This window comes from endosymbiont of Galathealinum brachiosum (genome assembly GCA_003349885.1).
Classification (GTDB): Bacteria; Pseudomonadota; Gammaproteobacteria; order SZUA-229; family SZUA-229; genus SZUA-229.
Genome location: QFXC01000013.1, coordinates 475362 through 496892, shown reverse-complemented (window position 1 = coordinate 496892; position 21531 = coordinate 475362). Strand labels below are relative to the sequence as shown.

Below are 21531 nucleotides of genomic sequence, written 5' to 3'. Positions count from 1 at the left end.
ATGGAGGGCGGAGTCTAAATGAGTTATAATCGTATATTATATATTGATCTGTTTCATATCTTATTTGAATAGTCGATGTAATATACATGCGTCATAAATGAGCCATTTCAAACTATTTAATCAATGCGGTATCGAATTAAATTATGTCTTTAAACAAGTTAACACATAAATCACCAGAAATAGAAAGCAAGCTTGGTCTTGAGCAGTTACTGCAGTCTATTGATCATGAAAGAAGATTGCGTATTCTTAATTTATTTACAAAATTAGGCATGGTATTTCTTCTGATTTTTGGTACTTATAGTGGTTATCAGGGGTATCTGCATATAACAGCGGTTTGTTATAGTGTGTTTGCGTTACTGGTGATTTCTCAGCTCTATGCAGTCAGAAAGAAGCATGAAGGTATCAGTAAAGGTCTGCTTATACTGTCAATAGCCATTATGTATTTTTTCCTGATAATTGATGGTGGTGTGAATGGTACAGGGCCATTATGGGGTTATATATACATAGTGTTAATTGTATTTATTTATGGCTCCCCTGCATGTAACTGGTTAGCTTTTTTGTTTATTTCTCTGGCGGCTATTTATTTGTTTGCTATAGACCCGTACTGGAACAATATGTATAGCGATGACTTTAGAGTGAGATATATCGCTTCACAAATTGGTATATTTTTAACGGCTCGAATTGGTGAAAATGCTCTGTTTTTATCACAGGGTAAAATTAATCAGTTAAGTCAGGATTTTTATCATGCTGCAATGCATGACCCACTGACGAATTTACTTAATCGCAGGGCTATTTCAGATTTGATGGTTTATGAGCAGGCAAGAACACAAAGAAATGAAAAGCCGCTCAGTGTATTACTGATTGATATTGATCACTTTAAGTATATTAATGATAAAAACGGGCATGATTGTGGTGATGAGGTTATTAAAATAATATCAAATGATATTCAGGCTGGTTTGAGGGTGCAGGATCAGATATCACGTTGGGGAGGTGAGGAGTTTCTGGTTCTATTACCCGAAACAGATGGAAAGTATGCATCGATGGTTGCTGAAAAAATATGTTCTCAAATAGCCTGTAATATTTTAAGGTGTAATGGAAATGAAATTACGGTAACGGTCAGTATTGGCGTGGCAACTTATCATAAAGACAATAATCTGGACAGAATTATAAAGCTTGCTGATGAGCGTTTATACGAAGCTAAAAATAATGGAAGAAACTGCGTTGTATAAATTTTCATATTAAATTTGAGAGTGTTTGATGATATTAATTAGAATTTGTGTTTTTAATCTGATAATTTCATTTAGTTCGTCTGTTTTAGCATGTGGTACTGTGGATAACTGGATGGACGCTTATGAAGGTATTGATACGGGCAATCAGTGGCGCGACTCTATGAATCAGTTAGAGTCACTTGTTATGCTGTTAGGTTGTGGTAGAAAAAATGTATTAAGTAAAGAGCAGAGTAAACGCCTGAGTCATATTCTTAATGACGCACTAACACGAAAAAAACAGGTAATAGCTTTACCGCTAAGTAATCGTGATATACGTGAAAAGGTAAGTAAGTATAAAAATAGAGTTACTTATGAGGGTTTGCTTGAATCACTGTTTCGTTCTAATCATTGTTTGTTGTCTGAAAGCAGTACTGGTGCATTAATTGCGGAAAATGAAAATAAAAGCCTACTAGAGTATTTTGGTAGTCATGCATGTCCGGGGTATAAAACTGATATTTTAGTTATTGTTGCACCAAACGGAGGTAGATTACGAGCCTCGCCTGAGGGCAGGGTGATCGCGACCGTTCAGGATGGTACTAAGTTGAAAATAGTGGGTAAAGTGAATGAATGGTATCGGGTGATTAAGTCTGAAGGCAATGAACTCATGATTGCTTATGTTCATGAGTCAATTACCAAAAAGTTTAACTAAATTTAATGTATGGAGATAACGGGGTTTAAGGTGTTAACCCTTTGTCTGCAATAATTCGTAATACACGGCCATTATTTATATTGAGTGTTGTTACATCAACCGTATGAGATTTATCGTCTCCCATCACCATAACCATAGTATGGTGGTGTGAACCGCTTTGCATCGCAATCTGACCTGAAATTTCACATAAACCAACGGTCTCATCAGTTTGTAAGCTTAATACGTGTTTACATGCTTCATCAGCGTCGAGGGTAAGTTTTGTTAGTTTCATCATATCTATAAATTTATGATTCATTTTTTCAGCGGCACCATCTTTCATTATTACTGCGCCATAATGATTTGATGTCATTATTTCATCAATTAAAGATGGGCTGTTATTATGAGCACCAAATTTAAGCCAGTTTTCATGATGGCCAAAATGTACAGCAATTTTATTTAGATCGATGTCCTGTATGCAGGCTTCAAGAGAATACCAACGACGTATTGTTCTTGGGTTTTTACCCGTTATAGTGGAGAGAGATTTTTTAAATTGCTGATTTGTCGCGCTGATTTCATTTTGTATAATATCCAGCCGACTAATAACGTTACTCTTGGTTCCCATTTTTTCCTGCTTATTTAAAACGAGTTTATTCTAAATACCCTGTTGAATTATAAAAGTATCTAACGAGATTAACATAATTTTAACTCATTAATAATATCTAATAGTTTAGTACTATCTATTGGTTTAGGTAAAAAATGTTTAATACCCAATTTCATTAAGTCATCAGTTGATAAATCTGGATGAAAGCCACTACATAAAATAATAGGCATATCAGGTTTAAGTTTTAATACTTCTACAGCCAGTTCATCCCCGGTCATGCCTGGCATGGATATATCTGAAAGAATAAGATCGTAATTGTTAATCTTGAATTTAAAATCTGTTAACGCATCAATACCATTGTTGAAGACGCTTGTAACACAGCCGTTTAATGACAGTAAGTCACTATAGAATTCGGCAAGATCCTTATTATCATCAACAATTAAAACCCTTAGGTTATCTAATGTCTTTGAGATGGGTACTACCATGTGTGCCCTTTATATTCGTCTAATCATTTATGTTTAACAGAATATTACGATATGTTAGCTATATGCGTAAATCACCATGTACTTAATCGGACATGATGTGTCCACATTAATTAACGGTCTTGCATTTTCGAAGATTTTTTATAATATTTAGGGGGGGTTACAGGTAAACTTAACTCATATGTCCTATTAGTGTCCGCAAGTATGTCCTTAGTTGATAATAAATGTCTGATTCATCTGTAAATGCAAATGCATATGGAATATGACCTTTTCCAATGTAATGCAAGTTACATACATTGATCTGCTGTAGGAGTAGTATACGAAGTAAGATATAGAGTAATGTTATTCTGTAGGCAGATGGAATTAAAAGTATCATGGATTCGAAATCTAAAGGGCAGTCACTTGCTGCAACGAGCAGCTCGTATATTTCATTATTCTTTAAAAATAAAAAAATACCCTATCAAAAGTGGGATATTATTGTTGATGGCGTCAATCATGTTATCGATAATAAGTTTGTGATTGATTCAATTCTTCAGGCTGAAGCTGATGAACAGAGATTAATAGCAGAAACATTATATGAGCTGGATTCTTCTGGCATTGATATCAATGTGTTTCTCAAACACCTGGCTTTTGAAAGTAATTGCCTTTCCAGAATAATCGATAATCAATAAATTTCTCAGCTTGGTGATGTGCTTCAGACAATGTGATTATAGCTAAGGTTAGTTCTTTGTTTTACGTCTGATGGGATCCTGTTGATAAAACAGAGCCAGCTCGTTATATACCTGTATAAAATTTTTACCTAAAACCTCTGGTGCGGTGAAAAAGTATTCACTGACAACAGCAAAGAACTCAACAGGTGATTGTGCAGCATAAGGGTTAATGCTGGGTTTATGGTGATGGCGTATTTTTTCCAGAAGGTTCTTATAGGCATAATTAAAAATATCATTCCATTTTTTTTCGCTTGTAGCGGCAGGAATTGGTGGTGTGCCATTTGCCCCACGATTTAACATATCAATTTTATGAGAAAACTCATGAATAATCACATTGTGTCCTTCGTCATGATGCTCTATATCATGTTGTATGTCTTGCCATGAAAGAATAACAGGGCCTCGAGACCAGGATTCACCTGATAGTAAAACACGTTTTCGATGAATAACTCCCGCTTCATCCATTTCATTGCGTACTACCCAGAATGCGCTCGGATAAACTGTTATCTGTATAAAACCAGAATAATAGTTTAGACCAAGTTTTAATATGGGAACACATGCCTGTGCGGCAATTATTAGTGACATATTATCAGTAAGTTCTAATCCCTGAACACCTATAAATTCCTTTTGAGATAAGAGTACAGAGCATAAAGTGCGTAAACGAGCTTTCTCAACAGAACTGAGATATCGAATACAGCTAAGGGTTCTTATATGTTTCCAGTTTGAAAATTTTACAGGGTGATTTTTTAATGATCTTAAAACACGCCAGTTATGAAGTTTTCTCGATATATTCATTGGTCTCATTAGATATGTATCTATTTAAATTCTAGTTTAATATAACCAAACATTATTCTTTAATAATATTTATAAATTATGATAATTATTTTTATTGATATTTCTCAATAAAATATTTTAGACGTATATTTAAGCTACTGTTACTCAAATTGTGAGTGACAGTTATCGAGAGGTAGATATGCAGACGGAAGATCGTTATATTTTAACTCGTGTAGCAACAACGGTGGGGGTTTTGATCGGAGTTATGTTTATGCTGATTGCGATTGCCAACTTTATTATCTAATATTGTATAGTGTGTTTTATGTGTAAAGCCGTGATTTTTAATCACGGCTTTTTTGTTTTAGTCTTTGTTTAATTGGGCTACCAGATTGCCGCTGGTTCGACGTAAACGCTGACTTAGCATTTGTGAAATTATCAGCAGTAATTTAAATGCTAATTTTGGACTGTCCTCTAGTAAACCGAATAACTTATCTTTTGATAAAAATAGCATATCAACATCTGTCGAGGCTATTGCCTGGGCAGATCTGGCTTCACCATCAATTAATGACATTTCACCGAAGCTTTGTGAGGGAAAAATTGAGGCTATTATATTTACCTTCGAGCCTGATTCTCTTTTAATAATATCAATTTTTCCTTTAATAACGATCGCCATGGTATTGTCTTCAGATCCCTCATCAAAAATAACTGTGCCTTTTGTGGCAGTATATGCTTCCATGTGTTTGCTGATAGTGCAAATTTGATGCCATGAAAAATCTTTCGCCCAGTTTGTAAGTTCCAGGCTATTCGCTAATTCATCTTCGGAAGAGGGTGTTTTTATTAAACCCAAAAGTAAATCCCCATTAAAATATTTTGTATTATTAATATAAGCAATTGATAGAGACCGTTAAAAATATATAGTAAGCTAAATCAAACATCAGGTTAAAAATATTAACCGACGATTTGATGTTATGTCTTATGAGTAATTATAGATTGATTTTTGATATTTATAACGTTTTTAACAAAATAGCTTAATCATATTACCATTATCATCATATCTGGAAAACAAAATGAAAACTAAACTATGTTTGGTATTGAGTGATCAACTAGCGGAATATCATTTTGGTGAAGATCATCCATTTGGGCCTAAACGTTACTGGGAATTCAAAGAGGAGTTTGAGCGTAGGGAATTTAGCGATAAAGTGAGTTTATGTGCCGGTCAGATTGCAACTATTGAACAGCTTGAACTCTTTCATACAGAGTTATATGTGCAGAAAGTTATTGAACGGTCTATAAGTGGAGAGGGTTATTTAGACGCGGGTGATACACCTGCTCGTAGAGGAATTTATGATGCTGCATGTGTAGTGGTAGGTAGCGTTTTAAGTGCTGTTGATAATATCGTGTCTGAGAAGTGTAACCATGCTTTTATTCCCATAGCGGGTTTGCATCATGCAACTCGGGGTTCTGCCGCCGGCTTTTGTGTTTTTAATGACTGTGGAATTGCAATAGAGTATTTAAGACATCAGTATAATGTTCTACGTATTGCGTATGTCGATATTGACGCACATCATGGTGATGGTGTTTTTTATTCATTTGAAGATGATGCGGATCTTTGTTGTGTAGATTTTCACCAGGATGGTTCAACGCTTTATCCAGGTACAGGCAGCATACTGGAGACGGGTACTGGTAATGCAAAGGGTACAAAGCTTAATATTCCTCTTGCGCCGTATACTACGGATGAAACAGCCACAGCACTGTGGGAGAAAGCAGAAACATTTATTTCTAAATTTAATCCTGACTTTATTTTATTTCAATGCGGCGCTGATAGTTTAGCCGGTGATCCTATAACGCAGCTTGATCTAACATCAGATTTTCATGCGTTTGTAGCAAAACGCTTGAGTTTATTAGCAGACAGAGTATGTAAAGGCCGAATACTCGCTATGGGTGGAGGTGGATATAATTTGAAAAATATACAGGCAGCCTGGAATGATGTTATTGAATCACTTTGTTAGTGACTTATTCGTTCTAGCTAAAAAGTGAGATATATATCTCTTATCGTAATGATTTTTTGTGACAGATGTAACGTAGTTTGTATATTGAAAGGGGTAGGCTAAATATACCCTGAAGGAATACAGGGAGCTGGTTTCAGAGAAATGAAAATTCACTAAATAGATAAAAGGTTTTAGACCTTAAGTCGAACTTTTTAGTTTATGGAGAATATTTTATGAATAATTTGAAATCTGAGCAGGCTGTTCGCGTTGTTAATATCCCCTTAGGTTTTAGTTCAGCTAAATTGAATGATAATTCAAAACGGTTAAGTCCTAAAACCGAAAATCATGTACCTGCAACATCGTTTAATGATACTCAGTATAAAGTACGATTACTTCGTTATACTGCTCACCTGAGGCATTTAATAGATAACCCTCCGGCAATTGAACATAACTGTTCTGAAAGTGATATCCATAGTGAACAAATTGATAATTACCTGTGGGTTATGGCTGAATTTATGAATGGTATGTATGAAGCAAATCATAAATCTAAAGTATAATTTTAAATTTATGATTTAGTCCGGGTATATCGCTTTATCATTTCAGTGTATTTATTCAGTTGCTTATATTGCTACTGTCAGGAATGATAATCGTATATGTTATTCCCGACATAAGCGTATAGTTTTATAGAGTAATTATGTGATCGGGCATATTTCCAGATAAAGCTTTATACAGGTTAGGAAAACAGCCGATAACTGCACCGTCTACAAGACCATCTTCAATTTCTCGTTCTTCGCAACATTGGTCGCATCCCATTAATAACATGCCTTTTTTATCAGCGATTTTAGCCAGACGCTCGCCTATGGGATTGCCTTTTTGCAAAACGTAATTGTTATCCTCAAAAAAGAACATACCAACAACGTCTACGCCATGACCGTCTTCTTCAAGTTGAGGTAATATCATTTTTCCAAGTTTGAACGAGACAGAATGACCTTGAGTAGAGAAAATGTAAGCTACTTTCATTTTTTATTCCTTGTTTTCAATTTAAAATAATTTTTACTGTATTTTTGATAAATAGGTATTTAACTTATAGTCGATCTATTCAGGTTTATGGGGTCTTTTTCCGTTTCACGTAAGTTCAGGTCTTCCATAATTGCGTAAGCAGCGGGTAGTACTAATAATAATAAAACGGTAGAAGACAGCATGCCAAATACCACGCTGGTCACGATTGGAACAAGTATTTGAGCCTGTAAGCTTGTTTCGAATAACAGGGGAAGCATGCCCGCAACAGTGGTGACCGATGTTAAAAGTATGGCACGAAAACGATCTCGCACAGCCTGACTGGCGGCATCGTGTAAAAGCAAACCTTCCCGGCTTCTGCGTTTAACAAACTCTACCAGTAATATTGAGTCATTAACAACGATACCAGCGAGTGAAACAAAACCGATCATGCTGGGCATGGTGATATCAAGCCCCATGAGTTTATGGCCCCACACGACACCGATAAGTGCGAGCGGTATATTCATTAATACGACGAATGGTTCGCGATAATTTCTGAACTGAAAACTAAGTAAAAAATATACGCCGATTATGCCAAGAATAAAACCAACCAGTACTGAACTATTGGTTTCCTTGCTGTTTTTTACTTCTCCTTCGAGGCTGATATACATCCCGGGGTATCGTGCTTGCAAATCAGTTAGAAACTGTTTTCGCGTATCGTTTATGATTTCATTGGTATTAGAAATATCGGCATCTATATCACCTGAAATGGTTATTGTACGTTGATGGTTGATGCGGGTGATGGTAGAAAATTCCCGTTTCTCTGAAATATCAGCAATTGCATTCAGCGGAATATCAATTCCCTGTTTGTTAAACAAACTGAGTTGTTCGAAATCACGCAGTGCATGTTCTCTATCAATATCTAACTTTACATTTATTTCATAAGCTTCACGGCCTTTGTATACATCGTTGATTTTTACACCCTGATAGGCTGCACGTAGTTGCAATGCCAGTTGTTGCGCATTGAGTCCGGATGTAAGCGAGCCCGGGTTCAGGCTAACAGTGAATTGAGGTTTACCAGGACGAAGGTCATCCATTATATTTGAAACACCGGGGTAACCACTCAACCAGGTTTGTAATTCCCAGGATGCTTTGGATAGTCGGTGCAGGTCATTGTCCTGCAGGCGAATAGAGATAGCTTTGCCAGCCGGTCCCATGGTGGGTTCTTTAAATTGAATGGAGATTGCATCAGCAATAGGAGGTGTCATCTTCAACCAGGTGCGGCGTAGCTCATTAAGCGAAGTAATACGTTTTTCTGCATCGAGTAAATCAAGGCTAATGGTAGCAAGATGGGGGCCGTCTTCACCTGCATCTGCATTCGTTCCATAAAACACCTGTATCTGTTTTATTAACTGGCCTTCAGTTTCATGACCGTTTTCATCTATTACCCTTTTTTCGGGGGGTAACTGTTTAACGGCAGTCTGAAGACTGGTAATTAATTCTGCAACCACCGTTTCTGTTCTATTGAAGGGGGTTCCCTGTGGCATGATCAGGCGTGTTTCAAGTATGTCACCTTCCAGATCGGGAAACGCTTTAAATTTGATAAAACCAGCCGGGAATAAACTGATGGTCATAATCAATAACGCAATAGCAACGCCAACGGTGAGATAACGATATGTAATTGCCAGCTTTGCAAATTGCACAACTCTATCCCGTAGGTGATCAAATTTTTTTTCGAAATTTAATCGCCATTGACTCTTTTTTTCATTCTGATGTTTTTCAAGAGAATGTTTGAGATGGTGGGGCAGTATTAAAAAAGCCTCCACAAGGCTAATGGTAAGGACGGATAATAATACAACGGGTAATACGCCCATTATCTGCCCCATGTCACCTTTGAGAAATAACAGGCTGCCAAATAACATAGCTGAGGTGGCGAAAGAGGCCAATACTCCCCGGGCTACTTTTCCAATGCCATCAACGGTGGCATCTAGTGGTGTTTTTCCTTTCTGGTACTCGTGCTCGATACTTTCGGAGATAACGATGGCATCATCCATGAGAATACCGATAGCCATTAAAAGCGCCACCATAGAAATCATGTTTATACTAATGCCTAAAACGGTCATGAACATCAGGCCGCCGACAAAAGAAATAGGTAAACCAAGTGCAACCCAGAATGTGTAACGCCAGCTGAAAAATAGAAAGAGTGAAAGTGTGGCGAGAAACAAACCCTGCCACCCGTTAGTGAGTAACAGGCTTAGACGTTCCTGAACAACGGAGGCAGAATCCTGAGTGATAACCAGTCGAGTAGAGTCTGGTAGTACGGCATTTTCACTTTCTACAAAATTCTTTACGGCATTGAATACGCTGAGGGTATCATCGGTGGTATTTTTGCTGATTTTAAGTAGGGCGGCAGGGCGTCCATTTAATTCTACCCGGACTTCTTTGTCAGTAAACTCATCTACAATAGTGGCAATATCACCTAATTTAAGTCGGCCGCCTTTTTCATCATTGAGAATAACGAGATCTGAAAGTTCCTCAATACTTCTGCGTTCATTTTCTACTCGTATCTGGTACGAACGCTGTTCTGCTTCGAGTATGCCTGCCGGTAAATCTACGGCCTGTTGCTGAATTAAGTTTGCAATATCAGTGATGCTAAGTTGAAAACGTCGAAGGGTTTCAGCTTTTATAAGTACACTGAATTCGTGAGTAGAAAAACCACTGACTTCAACCATAGGAATTGCGGGCAAAGCAAGCATGCGTGAGCGGTAATGTTCAGCTAGTGCTTTAAGTTCGGGTTGTGAAAGGTCAGCATTGATTGCAACACTGACGACAGGTTTGGTGCGCCCGAGTTCTCTAAAAACCGGGTCTTCCGCATCATCGGGAAAATCATCAATAGCATCGACTTCACTGATCACATCATCCATAAACTGTTTGATGTCACCAATTTCCTGCATATCCAGTATCATAATGCCCACATTGTCCCGGGCTTCACAACGGCGTTCATCCAGAAAGCTAATGCCGTCGGTGCTGTCTTCCAGACGGTTACAGATACCTTCTTCAACTTCACTGGCGCTGGCACCAGGGTATGCCACGGTTACCTGAACCTGATTGAATTTAATTTCAGGAAAAGTTTCCTTATTAAGACCGGGCAAAGAGGCTGCGCCCAGTAATAATATTATGAGCATAAGAATGTTAGCAATGGTTGGGTGGGCCGCGAAAAAGCGAATCATTGAGCTAGCCTCAGTTGCTCACCAGAGGCACGCAGTTTCATTTCTTTTTCAAAATCAGTTGCGATATTTACCTGTAAAGGCATGCCTTCTATTACCGGAATCATATCGGTAATAATAACTTGTTCACCCTCTTCTAAACCGTTGCTTACGACGACAAGCTCAGCCTGAATTAGTCGAATATCAATATCACGAATACTGAGCGTGTTGTCAGTATTGGCTATGTAAACACGTCCCTGATGAACCGCTTTGCGAGGGATTACCATGGCTGAATGTACCGGTGCAAAAATATCTACTGCGGTATACATACCTTTAATGAGTGGAGGCCGAATGCCGGGTATGATTTTTTCATAGGGGTCATCAACACCCACAACAATGCCCAGAGTCTGTCGTGTTGGATCGATAGAATCGCTCAGGCGAAGTACATGAGCTTCCCATACCGCGCCGGGCATACCATTTACCAGGCGTGCGGTGGCAACTAAACCCAGACTGTCATTTATACGGCCGCCATGTGCAATCTGTTGCCCTGCTAAAGGAGTGTCCTGCAGATGGGTTACCAGTTTTCGCATTGAGTCCATTGGCAGGTGCGCATTAATCTCAACACCCTTCAGATCAATGGCTTCAAATAATACGGAACCGACAGATACAAATTCATTTTTTTCAATATTTACAGTGCCTATTCGGGCATCAAATGGAAGTGTGACTTCAGTGCGGCCAAGTATGGTCTGACGATTTTTCACTTCCTGTTCTGCTCGTATTATCTGAGATTTAACCGATTGTTTACGGCTGTCGTAGCTATTTATTTTTCCCTGTAGTTCTTCTACCTGTTGACGCAGTTGCAATACTTTCTGTTCTTCAGCATCAAGCGTTGATTTTGAAATAACACGTTGTTTCCAGATTTTTTCTATTCTTGTGTACTCTGCTTCTCCAACCTTAAGATTTTTCTTTGCAAGTACCAGTGAGCGTTTTGTTGATTTTTCATCTTCTGTTAATTCTTTTAAAGCCGAGCGGCTAGCTCGCAGGTCTGCTTCTGTTTGCTTAAGGCTAACGGTATAGTCTTTTGCTTCGATACGTACGACTAGTGTGCCAGCTGGAATGGCTTCACCCGATTTTAAATTTGGGTGGACATAACTAACTTTGCCGCTTACTTCGGCCATTCCATTAAGTGTAATAGCGGGCTCTACATTACCATAAGCGGTTATTCGAGAACGAAACGGGATATTCCGGGCGGTAATGATATCGACCGCTTTGCTTGGCATGGTGGCTGCTTCATGTTGCATCGGATTTTTTGATTTAACCAGAATAAAAGCGATGACAATTCCAATACCTATAATAATAAAAAGAGCAGGGTATTTTTTTAAGTTTATTTTCATGAATTTAGCCTTATGGACTGCATGTTCTGGATTTTTATTTAAAGCTGAAAATAACAGACAGATATTAGGGGCAGAAGTTTTGCGAACCTGATTGCCTTTTGCATTTTCACCTTAGCAATAGTGTAGTTATTGATCTCGCTCATAAAAAGTTAAAAGTGGATATGAGTTGAGCAGGTTCATTTATCAAATTTATCCATTTTTTCAGGTAAGGTCTGCCAGTTGCACTCACGCATAGCTTTAGCGATTGAATGTAATGTCCCTTGCTTGATGGCTTTTTTACGTTCACCCTTTTTCTTAATGCCATAAAAGGGCAGCATCGTATCGAATGCGTTATCAATATAGTGCTGTATCGGTATCATGACATCCTGTTTGCGTGTGTGATATGCGTCTTCGCCGTCACTACAGGGTTTATCCAGAACATTAAACTGACGACAGGCTGCAGGTCTCATCGGGTGAATGCTGCACGAACCTTCAAGTAAAAAAGGACATGTGTGTATATTATCGATATTGGATAATTGAGCTTTTAACTGTTCACGTAAGGGTGACTGTAATTTTTCAATTACATACCAGCTCATGCCCATTAGTTCCAGCGGGTATACGGGGATGTCCTGATGTGTGGTACAGCAACTACTGCAGCCTTTAGCGCATGCGAGTTCACGCCCCTGTTTGTGCTCTCTTTCTATTGCGGCGCTTACACCTTTATCAATAATGGAAAAAGCATCCAGCAAAGTTGTTAGCCAGGGCAGACGTTTTTCATCATCAGTGAAAGTCAGGCGTTTGGGTTTTCTGTAATCACTTTCTGTTATTTCACTCATGAACTGGTTCTTTGGTCCTGGTTGCTGGATTGATTGCTATGTACATATTATAACGAATTATTATCAGCTTGTTATTTGTAAATAATGTGTCGTTTTAACAGGTTTTATTTCAATCAGCTATTTATTTTAGATAACCAGAACCACCAGATTATCAGCATGATTAAAGTGAGCCCCAGTACATTCACCAGTATAATCATTTTTCACCTCCTGATTTAACGGTTTTTATAAAACGTAAACGATTGGCATTGCTTACTACCGTAACGGATGACATTGCCATAGCTGCACCAGCCATCATAGGGTTTAATAATAAACCCATGACGGGATACAAAATCCCCGCAGCAACTGGAATGCCCAGACTGTTGTAAATAAAAGCACCAAATAAATTCTGTTTAATATTTCGTACAGTCGCATTTGAAATAATAATGGCATTAACAACACCCAGTAGTGAACCGTGCATTAGCGTAATATCTGCGCTTTCAATGGCTACATCTGTACCCGTACCAATAGCAAAACCAATGTCAGCAATGGCGAGTGCAGGAGCATCATTAATGCCATCACCAACCATACCGACAATTTCTCCAGCTTGTTGTAGCTGTTTAATTTTGTGGGCTTTATCTTCAGGTAATACATCAGAAATAATGTCGGTTATTCCTACCATTTTGGCAACCGCCTGCGCTGTTTGTTTATTGTCGCCAGTGAGAAGGATAATTTTTAAACCCGCCTCTTTTAGTCTCGTTATGGCTTCTCTGGAATCTTTCTTTACCGGGTCTGCAATAGTGATAATGCCTGCAAGTTTATTGTTAACAGCTAAATAAACCGGTGTTTTAGCTTCGGCTGATCGTATTTTTACTTCATCCTGTAACGCCGTTACATCAATATTCTGCTGTTGCATTAGTTTGTTGTTACCCAATAATACTTGCTGCTTATTTATATTGGCAATAACGCCCTTACCTGTAACAGCCTGAAAGTTTTCAACGTCGTTTATTGGTAAGTGTTGTTTTTTTGCAGCTTCAATAATGGAGTTAGCGAGTGGGTGCTCAGAAGATACTTCGATGCTTGCAGCGAGGCTAAGGCAGTCTTCTTCAGATATATGTGCTAATGATTTAATGCTGGTTACTGCCGGTCGGCCTTGTGTTACGGTGCCGGTTTTATCCAGAACAATCGTAGTGAGTTTGCCTGCCTGCTGCAGAGCATCGCCATTTCTAATTAGTATGCCTGATTCAGCTGCTTTACCTACTCCAGCCATAATTGAAATGGGTGTTGCCAGACCCAGAGCGCAGGGGCAGGCAATAATTAATACTGTCATGGTTGCAACTAACGCATAAGTGATCCCGAGTTCGGGCGCCAGATTAAACCAGAGTAGAAAAGTAATGACGGCGATAATGAGTACGACAGGAACAAATATTGCGGCGACTCTGTCTACCAGTCTACCGATAGCAGGTTTACTGGACTGGGCTTTACGTACCATATCAATTATTTGTGCCAGTGCGGTATCTTTTCCGATACGGGTTGATTTAAGTAAAAAAGAACCTGTTTTATTAATTGTGCCGGTGGCTACATCATCACCTGTCTTTTTTTCTACAGGCATGGGTTCGCCGGTTAGCATAGACTCATCAAGCGTTGATGAACCTTCTATTATTATTCCATCAACGGGGATTTTTTCACCCGGGCGTATGCGCAGGATTTCCTGTAAACCAACTTCTTCAATGGGAATATCTATCTCTTCGCCATTTCGTATTACGCGTGCTGTTTTGGGTTGCAGGCCAATGAGTCTTTTTATTGCTTCAGATGTTTTCCCCCGGGCTTTAGTTTCTAATGCAGAGCCAAAGTTAATCAGTGCAATAATGATAGCGGTGGCTTCAAAATAAACATGCTGCACATTAGACGGTAATATATTAGTGAATATCACAACGATCATTGAAAACAACCAGGCTGTGCCCGTGCCCAGTGCAATTAGTGTATCCATATTTGCATTATGATTGTGTAATGATTTCCAGGCCCCAAGATAAAAATGCCTGCCTGAATAAATCATAACAACGAGTGTAAGAACGCCCGTTAATAACCAGAATAATCTGTTAGAAAAACTCTCTAATGAGGGCAATATACCGAGTAAGCTGGCAATGAATAAGGGTAAACCGATGAGTGCTGCAGCCAGAGATTTTTTAATGAGTTCTTTGTAATGAGTTAAGTCCTGCTGTTGTTTTTTGGCCATTATATCAGCATCACTGGCGGTTAGTTCAGCTGCATCGTAACCCGCCTCCTTAACGGCCTGTATCAGTGTTTCAGCGGCGACTGAGGCGATTACACTGGCGGTATGTTCGGCAAAGTTCACATTGGCTGATGTCACGCCCGTGACATCGTTTAAGGCTTTCTCAACACTGGATACGCAGCCTGCACAGGACATTCCAGAAATGGATAAACGGTAGTTTTTGTCTGTCATTAGTAACACGCCTCCAGATTAGAATGTTTGACAGAAAGGGCATGAGGGTAATTAAATGTTACCCATAAGAATATGATACGCCTGAATTACTTTATTTCTATAATATAATTTTAGATCTTTTTTATAGAATTTGGAGAAACTGGTAAATTAATATCTTCAATAACAGGTTATGAGGGAGAGGCTTACTATAAATAATTTAATTTTTTCAATTAAAGTTTGTTAGTTCTTATCGTCAAATGATAATGCACCCACGCCTGTTCCACGAAATCTTACAATAACAATTTTACCTTCGTCATCTTTTAGTGAGAGAATATTTTTTTCTTCACTTTCATCACCTATAAAACTGGATTTTTCCATAACAGGTTCTCTTTTTATTAGTGAGTCAGGGCATTTGACATTGTTTGAGCCCCAGCCATCAGTCTGTTTTGACTTGTTAAAAGCAACCAGGGCTAATGAGAATTTTTTTTCTAATTCGATCATTTCATCCAGCGACTCAATGTTAAAACCATTAAGAAAACTTTTTATAAAATCACGATCAAAACTTTCTTTTATTTTTTTAACTAATGCATATGGCTGGCCGGGGGTTGCACTTAACCTGACAGGTGATGCAACAGATGTTTTTCTTGGTTTGGCTTTTACTCTTTCTTTGCCCTCTACATATGCAGCTGCTTTTTCAAGGTATATTTCCTCCGGATTTTCCTGTATCGCTCGTGCAAGGCTGGCGCCTTTAACATCATTCCATTCTCGTTTAGCGACAACATTGGGAGAGCTGCCTTCTTCTTTGGCCATTTCAAACAAACAGTTAGCATGGCAATGTTGAAAGTAATCTTTAATTACCGGGCTAAGAGATAAATAAGCTTCAATTTTTTCCATGCCGGTTTTTCCGGGGTAACCGGCACCGTAAGGTGGTTTAGCTTCAATGTAATGACGTAATGTTTTAAAAGGGGCTCCTTCCTCATCGTTTAGCTTTTTCCAGCCTTCTACTTTGCAAAACTGGGCCATTGCCTCGGCAAATTTTTCTATCTGTCCACCCTGTTTAATCATTTCATGCTGGGTTTTAACGCTATCATCTTGTTGTGTCATAACTTCTTCTGTCTTGTAATCAGTGGTGGTAGGGAGGTCTCCGTAATCGATACGTCATAGTATTCGTATACAGGACTGTCGCATGTTATTGTAAGTGGAGAGATAAGTCATTCATATTAAGAGTAATAAGTAGAAGTCATTAACCATGTCAAATGAGTCACATTGTAATATGCCAACTGAGCCTGATTATACAGGGGTTGAGATAGTCGAGATATCACCAGAAACACCTCTTAATGATTATTTACAGGCGATGGATCTGGCAAAAGATGAAGCGGCTAAGCATTATGAGGATGCGATGTTACTGGCCTGGTATGACAAAGACAGGGATTTTGAGTCACCTCAACATGCAAGTGAATGTCATGTTAATAGCGCTATTCCCGGATATATTGATTATGCCCTATATCATGGGGCGACCTTAAAGATTGACATTGAACAGGGTCGGTTTATTTTCTTTTACCTGTCTATCGACTTTTAATCTTTTTGATACCTACTCATGTTAATTGATTCACTTGAGCTTACCATGCTGCAAATGGTGTTCTCCATTGCGGTTATTTTTCTGGCTTACATTATAAAAGGGCTATCAGGTTTCGGCTCAGGTTTAATTGCAATTCCCTTATTGGCTTTTGTCTTTCCGCTAACCTTTATTGTGCCGGTTCTGGGTTTATTAAATTACAGTGGCACATTGATGCAGAGTTATCATTTAAGAAAACAGGTTTCATGGGCTGATATGTTGCCGTTGATTCCTTTTTCGTTAGCAGGCATTGCCATAGCGATCTGGTTGCTGGTTAATATAGATGAAGAGCTTCTTGTTAGAGTGCTGGGCGGTTTTGTTCTGTGTTATTCAATATACTCTCTATTGCCATTACCAAACCCGCAGGGTGGACGTAAGTGGGCTATTCTGGCGGGTGGATTCGGAGGAATGGTAGGTGCTCTGTTTGGCACTGGCGGGCCTTTTTATGTTGTGTACTTAAAAATGCGCCAGTTAAATAAGGGGCAATTCAGAGCAACGATTGCAATGATATTTTTTGTTGATGGCGGTGTGCGTATTATTGGATATGCTTTGAGCGGTCTTTATACTGCAGAGGTGTTATGGATGTTGCTTATGTTATTTCCAGTTTTATTTGCGGGGATGTATGCGGGGCATCATTTACATGTGAAGTTTGATCAGAAAAAATTTAATCAGGTCATTAGTCTTTTATTGATGATAAGTGGCTTTATGTTGTTATATAAATCAATGAGCTGATTTTCTTGGTTGTTAAAAAATGTTTAGTAGTCGGTAAAAGTAAGCTTAATAACGTATTTCCGATCGCTTTTGCCATGTACGGAATCATTGGCAATTAATATCGCTGTGTCTACATTAGCAGGTATTTTTATGTTTCTTATAGAACGAGTAAAAGGTTGTTCATTTACATGTGGGTGAGCGAGTGCCCGGTGTCCAATTAAATCTCCATTTGGAGTAAAAATTTGCCAGCCATTAGCAAAATGTGTCCAGCCTTCGTCAGCGTGGCGAATGGTGACATTAAATTTGCAGAGTCTTTTGTAATTGCATTCAGCTTCTACTTTTTCAATTATGGCCTGACCTGAAAAAATATTTGATGAATAAAGTAGAATACTTAAAAAAAGAGATATTATTTTAGTAGTAATATTCATAATGGGTTCTTAACTATTAGGCGGATATTCAGCATATACAGGTAGTTGATCTTTGCATGACCAGTCAGCACGTGAATCCCAGAAGATATGCCCCTGTGGATTTACCGGTGGTTTCGTATTGAGAGAACCAGCAGGAATTAATACTGCATCTAACTCTGGTACTACCCTTGGCATAGGGCTGCCACAGTTTTGACAGAAACAGTTATAAAATCTTTCTGCTTCGGGCACTTTGTAGCGTGAAAGCTTATCTTCACCCTGTAACCAGCTTATGCTGGTGTGCGGTGTAATTAATAAATTACTAGCATGGCCTGTTCCGGTTGCTTTTCTGCAGCGTTGACAATGGCAGTGGTAAAAGCGTTTTGTCTCACCAGTAACGGTGTATTTAACTAAACCGCATAAACAGCTTCCTGAAACAGTAATGTCTGACATTTTAGTTATGCCTTTTTAATCGTATTGTTATCATGTTATATTCAAAAACTGAGAAATATGACTTCTCATAATAAGCAAGAAAATTAGCAAAAACAAGCAGCCTGGCTGTTTAATAGCAGAAGGTTTAAATTATTTGTTTGATACTATCACTTCATTTCTGAAAACACATGAAAGTAACCTGTTGCAATCACAGCAACGACTGGCGGTGGCTTTTCATGAAAGCTATTCTGAAAATGAGCTTGCTGGTTTTATAAACAACCTCTGGTTTGAAAACAAGTTAATTATTTCGCCAAAAATTGAAAATTCCCTGGCACCTGAAAGAGCAGTTACAAAACTGGGTGAGGAATATGATCTGGTTGTGTTTGATGTGCGTGAGTCATTCTACCCTGATGCGTTGGGTATTGTATCGGGTGTGTTATGTGGTGGTGGATATTTGATTATTTTGTTACCGCAAGAGAATAAGTGGGATGAAAATGACAGTTTATTTTTAAGTCATGTAAAGACGTTATTGAATTATAAATCAGGTATTTATTACTTTATAAAAAATCGCCCTGTTACAGAAGTATTGTCTTTAGACGTAATAGCACCGATAAATGAACAGGGTAGGGATAATTCTCTCTATCGAACGCATGATCAAAAGTCCGCGGTTGAATCAATGTTTAGTTCGATAAAAAATAATGATGCTTATTGCTGTGTTCTAACATCGGGTCGTGGCAGAGGAAAATCTTCAGCTCTGGGGTTATTGTCTGCATTATTGATTGAGCAACAAGATAACACTATCCTGATTAGTGCACCTAAATTATCAGTAGCGGAACCTTTATTTGAGCATTTACATAATCAATGCTCTGAAGGTGTTTCTGAGCGCTCGGCCTTTAAATATAAAAAATCATCTGTGAGTTTTATAGCACCTGATTTATTGCTGGAAACACTACCTGTTGCCGATGTGTTGTTGATTGATGAAGCAGCCGTCATACCGCTTTCAATGCTACAACGCTTACTCAGGCATTATTCAAAAATTATTTTCTCAACGACAACTCATGGCTATGAAGGTACGGGGCGAGGGTTTATATTAAAATTTTATACCCTGCTTGATGAAACGAAACCTGGCTGGGATAAAATTGAATTACATCAGCCTGTTCGATGGGCAAGACACGACCCATTAGAAAAGTGGATTGAAGAAATGCTGTTTCTTAATCTTAAGCTTACAGTTAAGCCTGAGATGCCGGGTGAAATATCAGACTGTCATGTTAGTTTGATAGATAGATCTGAACTACTGGTAAATAAGAATAAATTAGCTGAAATATTTTCTCTGTTAGTATTTGCTCACTATCGCACCAGTCCTTCAGATTTTCAGTATTTACTTGATAGTGAAGATGTAAGAATTTATAGTCTCGAATTTAATGGTGAAACTCTGGGTATAGTTGTCGTAAATCAGGAAGGCGGTTTCGATTCTGCCTTATCAACTGCTATTTACAGGGGTGAACGAAGGCCTAAAGGTAATTTACTGGCGCAGACACTTTGTTATCACGGTGGTTCTGAGCAGGCCGCGACTTTACGTTACGCAAGAGTTATGCGTATAGCTATTCATCCTCAATTACAGCAATCTGGACTGGGTAGTTATTTGTTAACGCAGGTGATTAGTAAGGAAAAGAAGTTAGGAATGGATATATTTGGCAGTAGTTTTTCTGCAACTGCAGATCTACTGGATTTCTGGAATAAAGCAGGTTTATCGATGTTACGGTTAGGTTTTAGCCGGGATCATGTAACCGCCTCTCATTCAGCCGTTATGGCAAAAGCCTTAACGGATAAAGGTGTAACGGTTATTGATGAGTTATCTTTAAAGTTCAGACGTAATATATCTTTATGGTTACAGGGGCCATTGTCCGATTTAACTGAAGAAATTAAAAATTATATCTTACTGCAATGTCAGGATGAAGAATCCTGGCAACTTACAAAAATGGATTTAGATGATATTGGATCTTTTTCAAAGTTTAATAGAAATTACGATGCCTGTATGCCTGCGATAACACGTTATATAAAGCATATTTTCACGTTACATGATGATATTAATGAAGTTCTGAGCGATCAGCAGATGGAAATAATTAATTTAAACCAGAAATATACTAATGACTGGAAGATGGTAGTGAGTAAAATGCGTGATAAAGATAAAACCTGCGTAAATAGTAAAAATCAGGCTATTAAACTACTGCGTTCTTCAATAGGACGATTACAGGATTTTAAATTTAATTAAGATTAGCTAATCTAGTTAAAAATATAAGGAGAGTGTTATGTCAAATGTATATCAGACACCAGAATCAAATTTAGTTAATGAGAATGTATCTACAGGAGATTATGGCTCAGTAGAAAAGGCATTAAGAGGAGAATACCAGTTTACAATTGGCAGTATATTGAGTGAAGCATGGGCTAAAACGGGTGGAAGTAAATGGATATTCATGCTTGGGTTTATTTTATATTTTCTGACTTTTGTAGGCATTATTATTGCTTTAGGTATTGTTATTGCCGGTTTGACTGCGGTTACTCAGGAACCAGCGATTGTCGGTTTCTTTCAGTTTGTTATTCAGTTAGGTATTAACCTGATTGTGATGCCAATGGTCATGGGTATCTTTATGATGGGTGTTAGGCGATCTGTTGATGCACCTATAAGTTCTGGAATGATTTTTAATTATTTTTCAAAAATGTTGCCGTTATTTGTTGCTGTTATATTGATTAATGTTCTAGTTATCTTTGGGTTTATTCTGCTGGTTATACCAGGCATTTATCTGATGATTTCTTATGGTTTTGCAATGCCCCTGATTGTTGAAAAAGGTATGAGGCCCTGGCAGGCTATGGAAACATCACGTAAAGCGATAACACATCGTTGGTTTTCGGTGTTTTTTTTATTCATAGTCATGTTTGTTATTGTTATGATTGCGATGTTTACTGTCATCGGTCTTATCTGGGTGTTACCAATGCTAATGATTGCTTATGGTATTTTGTATAGAAATGTATTTGGTGTAGAAGCTACAACGATTATTGAATAAAGGGAATAAATATGAAAAAGTCAGGTTTA

Annotated in this window: 21 protein-coding genes; 9 read left to right on the top strand and 12 right to left on the bottom strand. The window is 38.3% G+C overall.

Going from position 1 to position 21531, the window contains the following annotated elements; translation table 11 throughout:
• The first annotated feature begins 143 nt into the window (after positions 1-143).
• Both DIZ80_15140 and DIZ80_15135 read left to right on the top strand, forming a co-directional pair.
• The gene (locus DIZ80_15140) at positions 144-1229 is read left to right on the top strand and encodes a hypothetical protein (protein RDH81420.1); all 1086 of its coding nucleotides are present in this window, start codon (positions 144-146) and stop codon (positions 1227-1229) included.
• A gap of 28 nt (positions 1230-1257) precedes the next feature.
• Positions 1258-1917, top strand: a complete 660-nt coding sequence (locus DIZ80_15135) for a hypothetical protein (GenBank protein ID RDH81419.1) — start codon at positions 1258-1260, stop codon at positions 1915-1917.
• Between the two features lie 25 nt (positions 1918-1942).
• Here DIZ80_15135 and DIZ80_15130 read toward each other — a convergent pair whose 3' ends face one another.
• Both DIZ80_15130 and DIZ80_15125 read right to left on the bottom strand, forming a co-directional pair.
• A complete protein-coding gene (locus DIZ80_15130; GenBank protein RDH81418.1) occupies positions 1943-2518 on the bottom strand; it encodes a hypothetical protein in 576 nt (191 codons plus the stop codon).
• Positions 2519-2586: 68 nt separating this feature from the next.
• Positions 2587-2982 (bottom strand): hypothetical protein, encoded by a 396-nt coding sequence (locus DIZ80_15125; GenBank protein RDH81417.1) that lies wholly within the window; start codon positions 2980-2982, stop codon positions 2587-2589.
• 371 nt (positions 2983-3353) lie between these two features.
• Here DIZ80_15125 and DIZ80_15120 point away from each other — a divergent pair, with 371 nt between their 5' ends.
• Complete coding sequence (locus tag DIZ80_15120; GenBank protein RDH81416.1) at positions 3354-3650, top strand: hypothetical protein; 297 nt, start codon at positions 3354-3356, stop codon at positions 3648-3650.
• A gap of 48 nt (positions 3651-3698) precedes the next feature.
• Here DIZ80_15120 and DIZ80_15115 read toward each other — a convergent pair whose 3' ends face one another.
• The gene (locus DIZ80_15115; protein ID RDH81415.1) at positions 3699-4490 is read right to left on the bottom strand and encodes a hypothetical protein; all 792 of its coding nucleotides are present in this window, start codon (positions 4488-4490) and stop codon (positions 3699-3701) included.
• A gap of 331 nt (positions 4491-4821) precedes the next feature.
• Complete coding sequence (locus DIZ80_15110; GenBank protein ID RDH81414.1) at positions 4822-5307, bottom strand: cyclic nucleotide-binding domain-containing protein; 486 nt, start codon at positions 5305-5307, stop codon at positions 4822-4824.
• Positions 5308-5527: 220 nt separating this feature from the next.
• On the opposite strand from DIZ80_15110, the gene DIZ80_15105 reads away from it, so the two are divergent.
• Together DIZ80_15105 and DIZ80_15100 are read left to right on the top strand one after the other, a co-directional pair.
• Positions 5528-6469 (top strand): acetoin utilization protein AcuC, encoded by a 942-nt coding sequence (locus tag DIZ80_15105; protein RDH81413.1) that lies wholly within the window; start codon positions 5528-5530, stop codon positions 6467-6469.
• A 212-nt stretch (positions 6470-6681) separates the two neighbouring features.
• A complete protein-coding gene (locus DIZ80_15100; GenBank protein ID RDH81412.1) occupies positions 6682-7005 on the top strand; it encodes a hypothetical protein in 324 nt (107 codons plus the stop codon).
• 124 nt (positions 7006-7129) lie between these two features.
• Here DIZ80_15100 and DIZ80_15095 read toward each other — a convergent pair whose 3' ends face one another.
• From DIZ80_15095 to DIZ80_15070, 6 genes are all read right to left on the bottom strand, one after another.
• On the bottom strand, positions 7130-7468 hold the full coding sequence (locus tag DIZ80_15095; GenBank protein ID RDH81411.1) for a sulfur reduction protein DsrE: 339 nt from the start codon (positions 7466-7468) through the stop codon (positions 7130-7132).
• Between the two features lie 59 nt (positions 7469-7527).
• Positions 7528-10674, bottom strand: coding sequence for an AcrB/AcrD/AcrF family protein (locus tag DIZ80_15090; protein RDH81410.1), 3147 nt, complete (start codon positions 10672-10674; stop codon positions 7528-7530).
• Complete coding sequence (locus tag DIZ80_15085) at positions 10671-12044, bottom strand: HlyD family secretion protein (protein ID RDH81409.1); 1374 nt, start codon at positions 12042-12044, stop codon at positions 10671-10673. Before DIZ80_15085 ends, DIZ80_15090 begins: the two co-directional genes overlap by 4 nt.
• Positions 12045-12220: 176 nt before the next feature.
• Positions 12221-12859, bottom strand: coding sequence for a YkgJ family cysteine cluster protein (locus tag DIZ80_15080; GenBank protein ID RDH81408.1), 639 nt, complete (start codon positions 12857-12859; stop codon positions 12221-12223).
• A gap of 193 nt (positions 12860-13052) precedes the next feature.
• On the bottom strand, positions 13053-15299 hold the full coding sequence (locus DIZ80_15075; protein RDH81407.1) for a hypothetical protein: 2247 nt from the start codon (positions 15297-15299) through the stop codon (positions 13053-13055).
• Positions 15300-15518: 219 nt separating this feature from the next.
• Positions 15519-16382: a hypothetical protein gene (locus DIZ80_15070; protein RDH81406.1), complete on the bottom strand. Its 864-nt coding sequence runs from the start codon at positions 16380-16382 to the stop codon at positions 15519-15521.
• A 145-nt stretch (positions 16383-16527) separates the two neighbouring features.
• Between DIZ80_15070 and DIZ80_15065 the strand changes: the two genes are divergently transcribed.
• A complete protein-coding gene (locus tag DIZ80_15065; GenBank protein RDH81405.1) occupies positions 16528-16857 on the top strand; it encodes a hypothetical protein in 330 nt (109 codons plus the stop codon).
• 18 nt (positions 16858-16875) lie between these two features.
• A complete protein-coding gene (locus tag DIZ80_15060; GenBank protein ID RDH81404.1) occupies positions 16876-17625 on the top strand; it encodes a sulfite exporter TauE/SafE family protein in 750 nt (249 codons plus the stop codon).
• Positions 17626-17648: 23 nt separating this feature from the next.
• Here DIZ80_15060 and DIZ80_15055 read toward each other — a convergent pair whose 3' ends face one another.
• Both DIZ80_15055 and DIZ80_15050 read right to left on the bottom strand, forming a co-directional pair.
• The gene (locus DIZ80_15055) at positions 17649-18032 is read right to left on the bottom strand and encodes a hypothetical protein (protein ID RDH81403.1); all 384 of its coding nucleotides are present in this window, start codon (positions 18030-18032) and stop codon (positions 17649-17651) included.
• A 9-nt stretch (positions 18033-18041) separates the two neighbouring features.
• Positions 18042-18461 carry an aldehyde-activating protein gene (locus tag DIZ80_15050; GenBank protein ID RDH81402.1) on the bottom strand — a complete coding sequence of 140 codons (420 nt, stop codon included), beginning with the start codon at positions 18459-18461 and terminating at the stop codon, positions 18042-18044.
• A 133-nt stretch (positions 18462-18594) separates the two neighbouring features.
• On the opposite strand from DIZ80_15050, the gene DIZ80_15045 reads away from it, so the two are divergent.
• The gene (locus tag DIZ80_15045) at positions 18595-20712 is read left to right on the top strand and encodes a hypothetical protein (GenBank protein ID RDH81401.1); all 2118 of its coding nucleotides are present in this window, start codon (positions 18595-18597) and stop codon (positions 20710-20712) included.
• A 37-nt stretch (positions 20713-20749) separates the two neighbouring features.
• Positions 20750-21502, top strand: a complete 753-nt coding sequence (locus DIZ80_15040) for a hypothetical protein (protein RDH81400.1) — start codon at positions 20750-20752, stop codon at positions 21500-21502.
• Positions 21503-21531 lie beyond the last annotated feature (29 nt).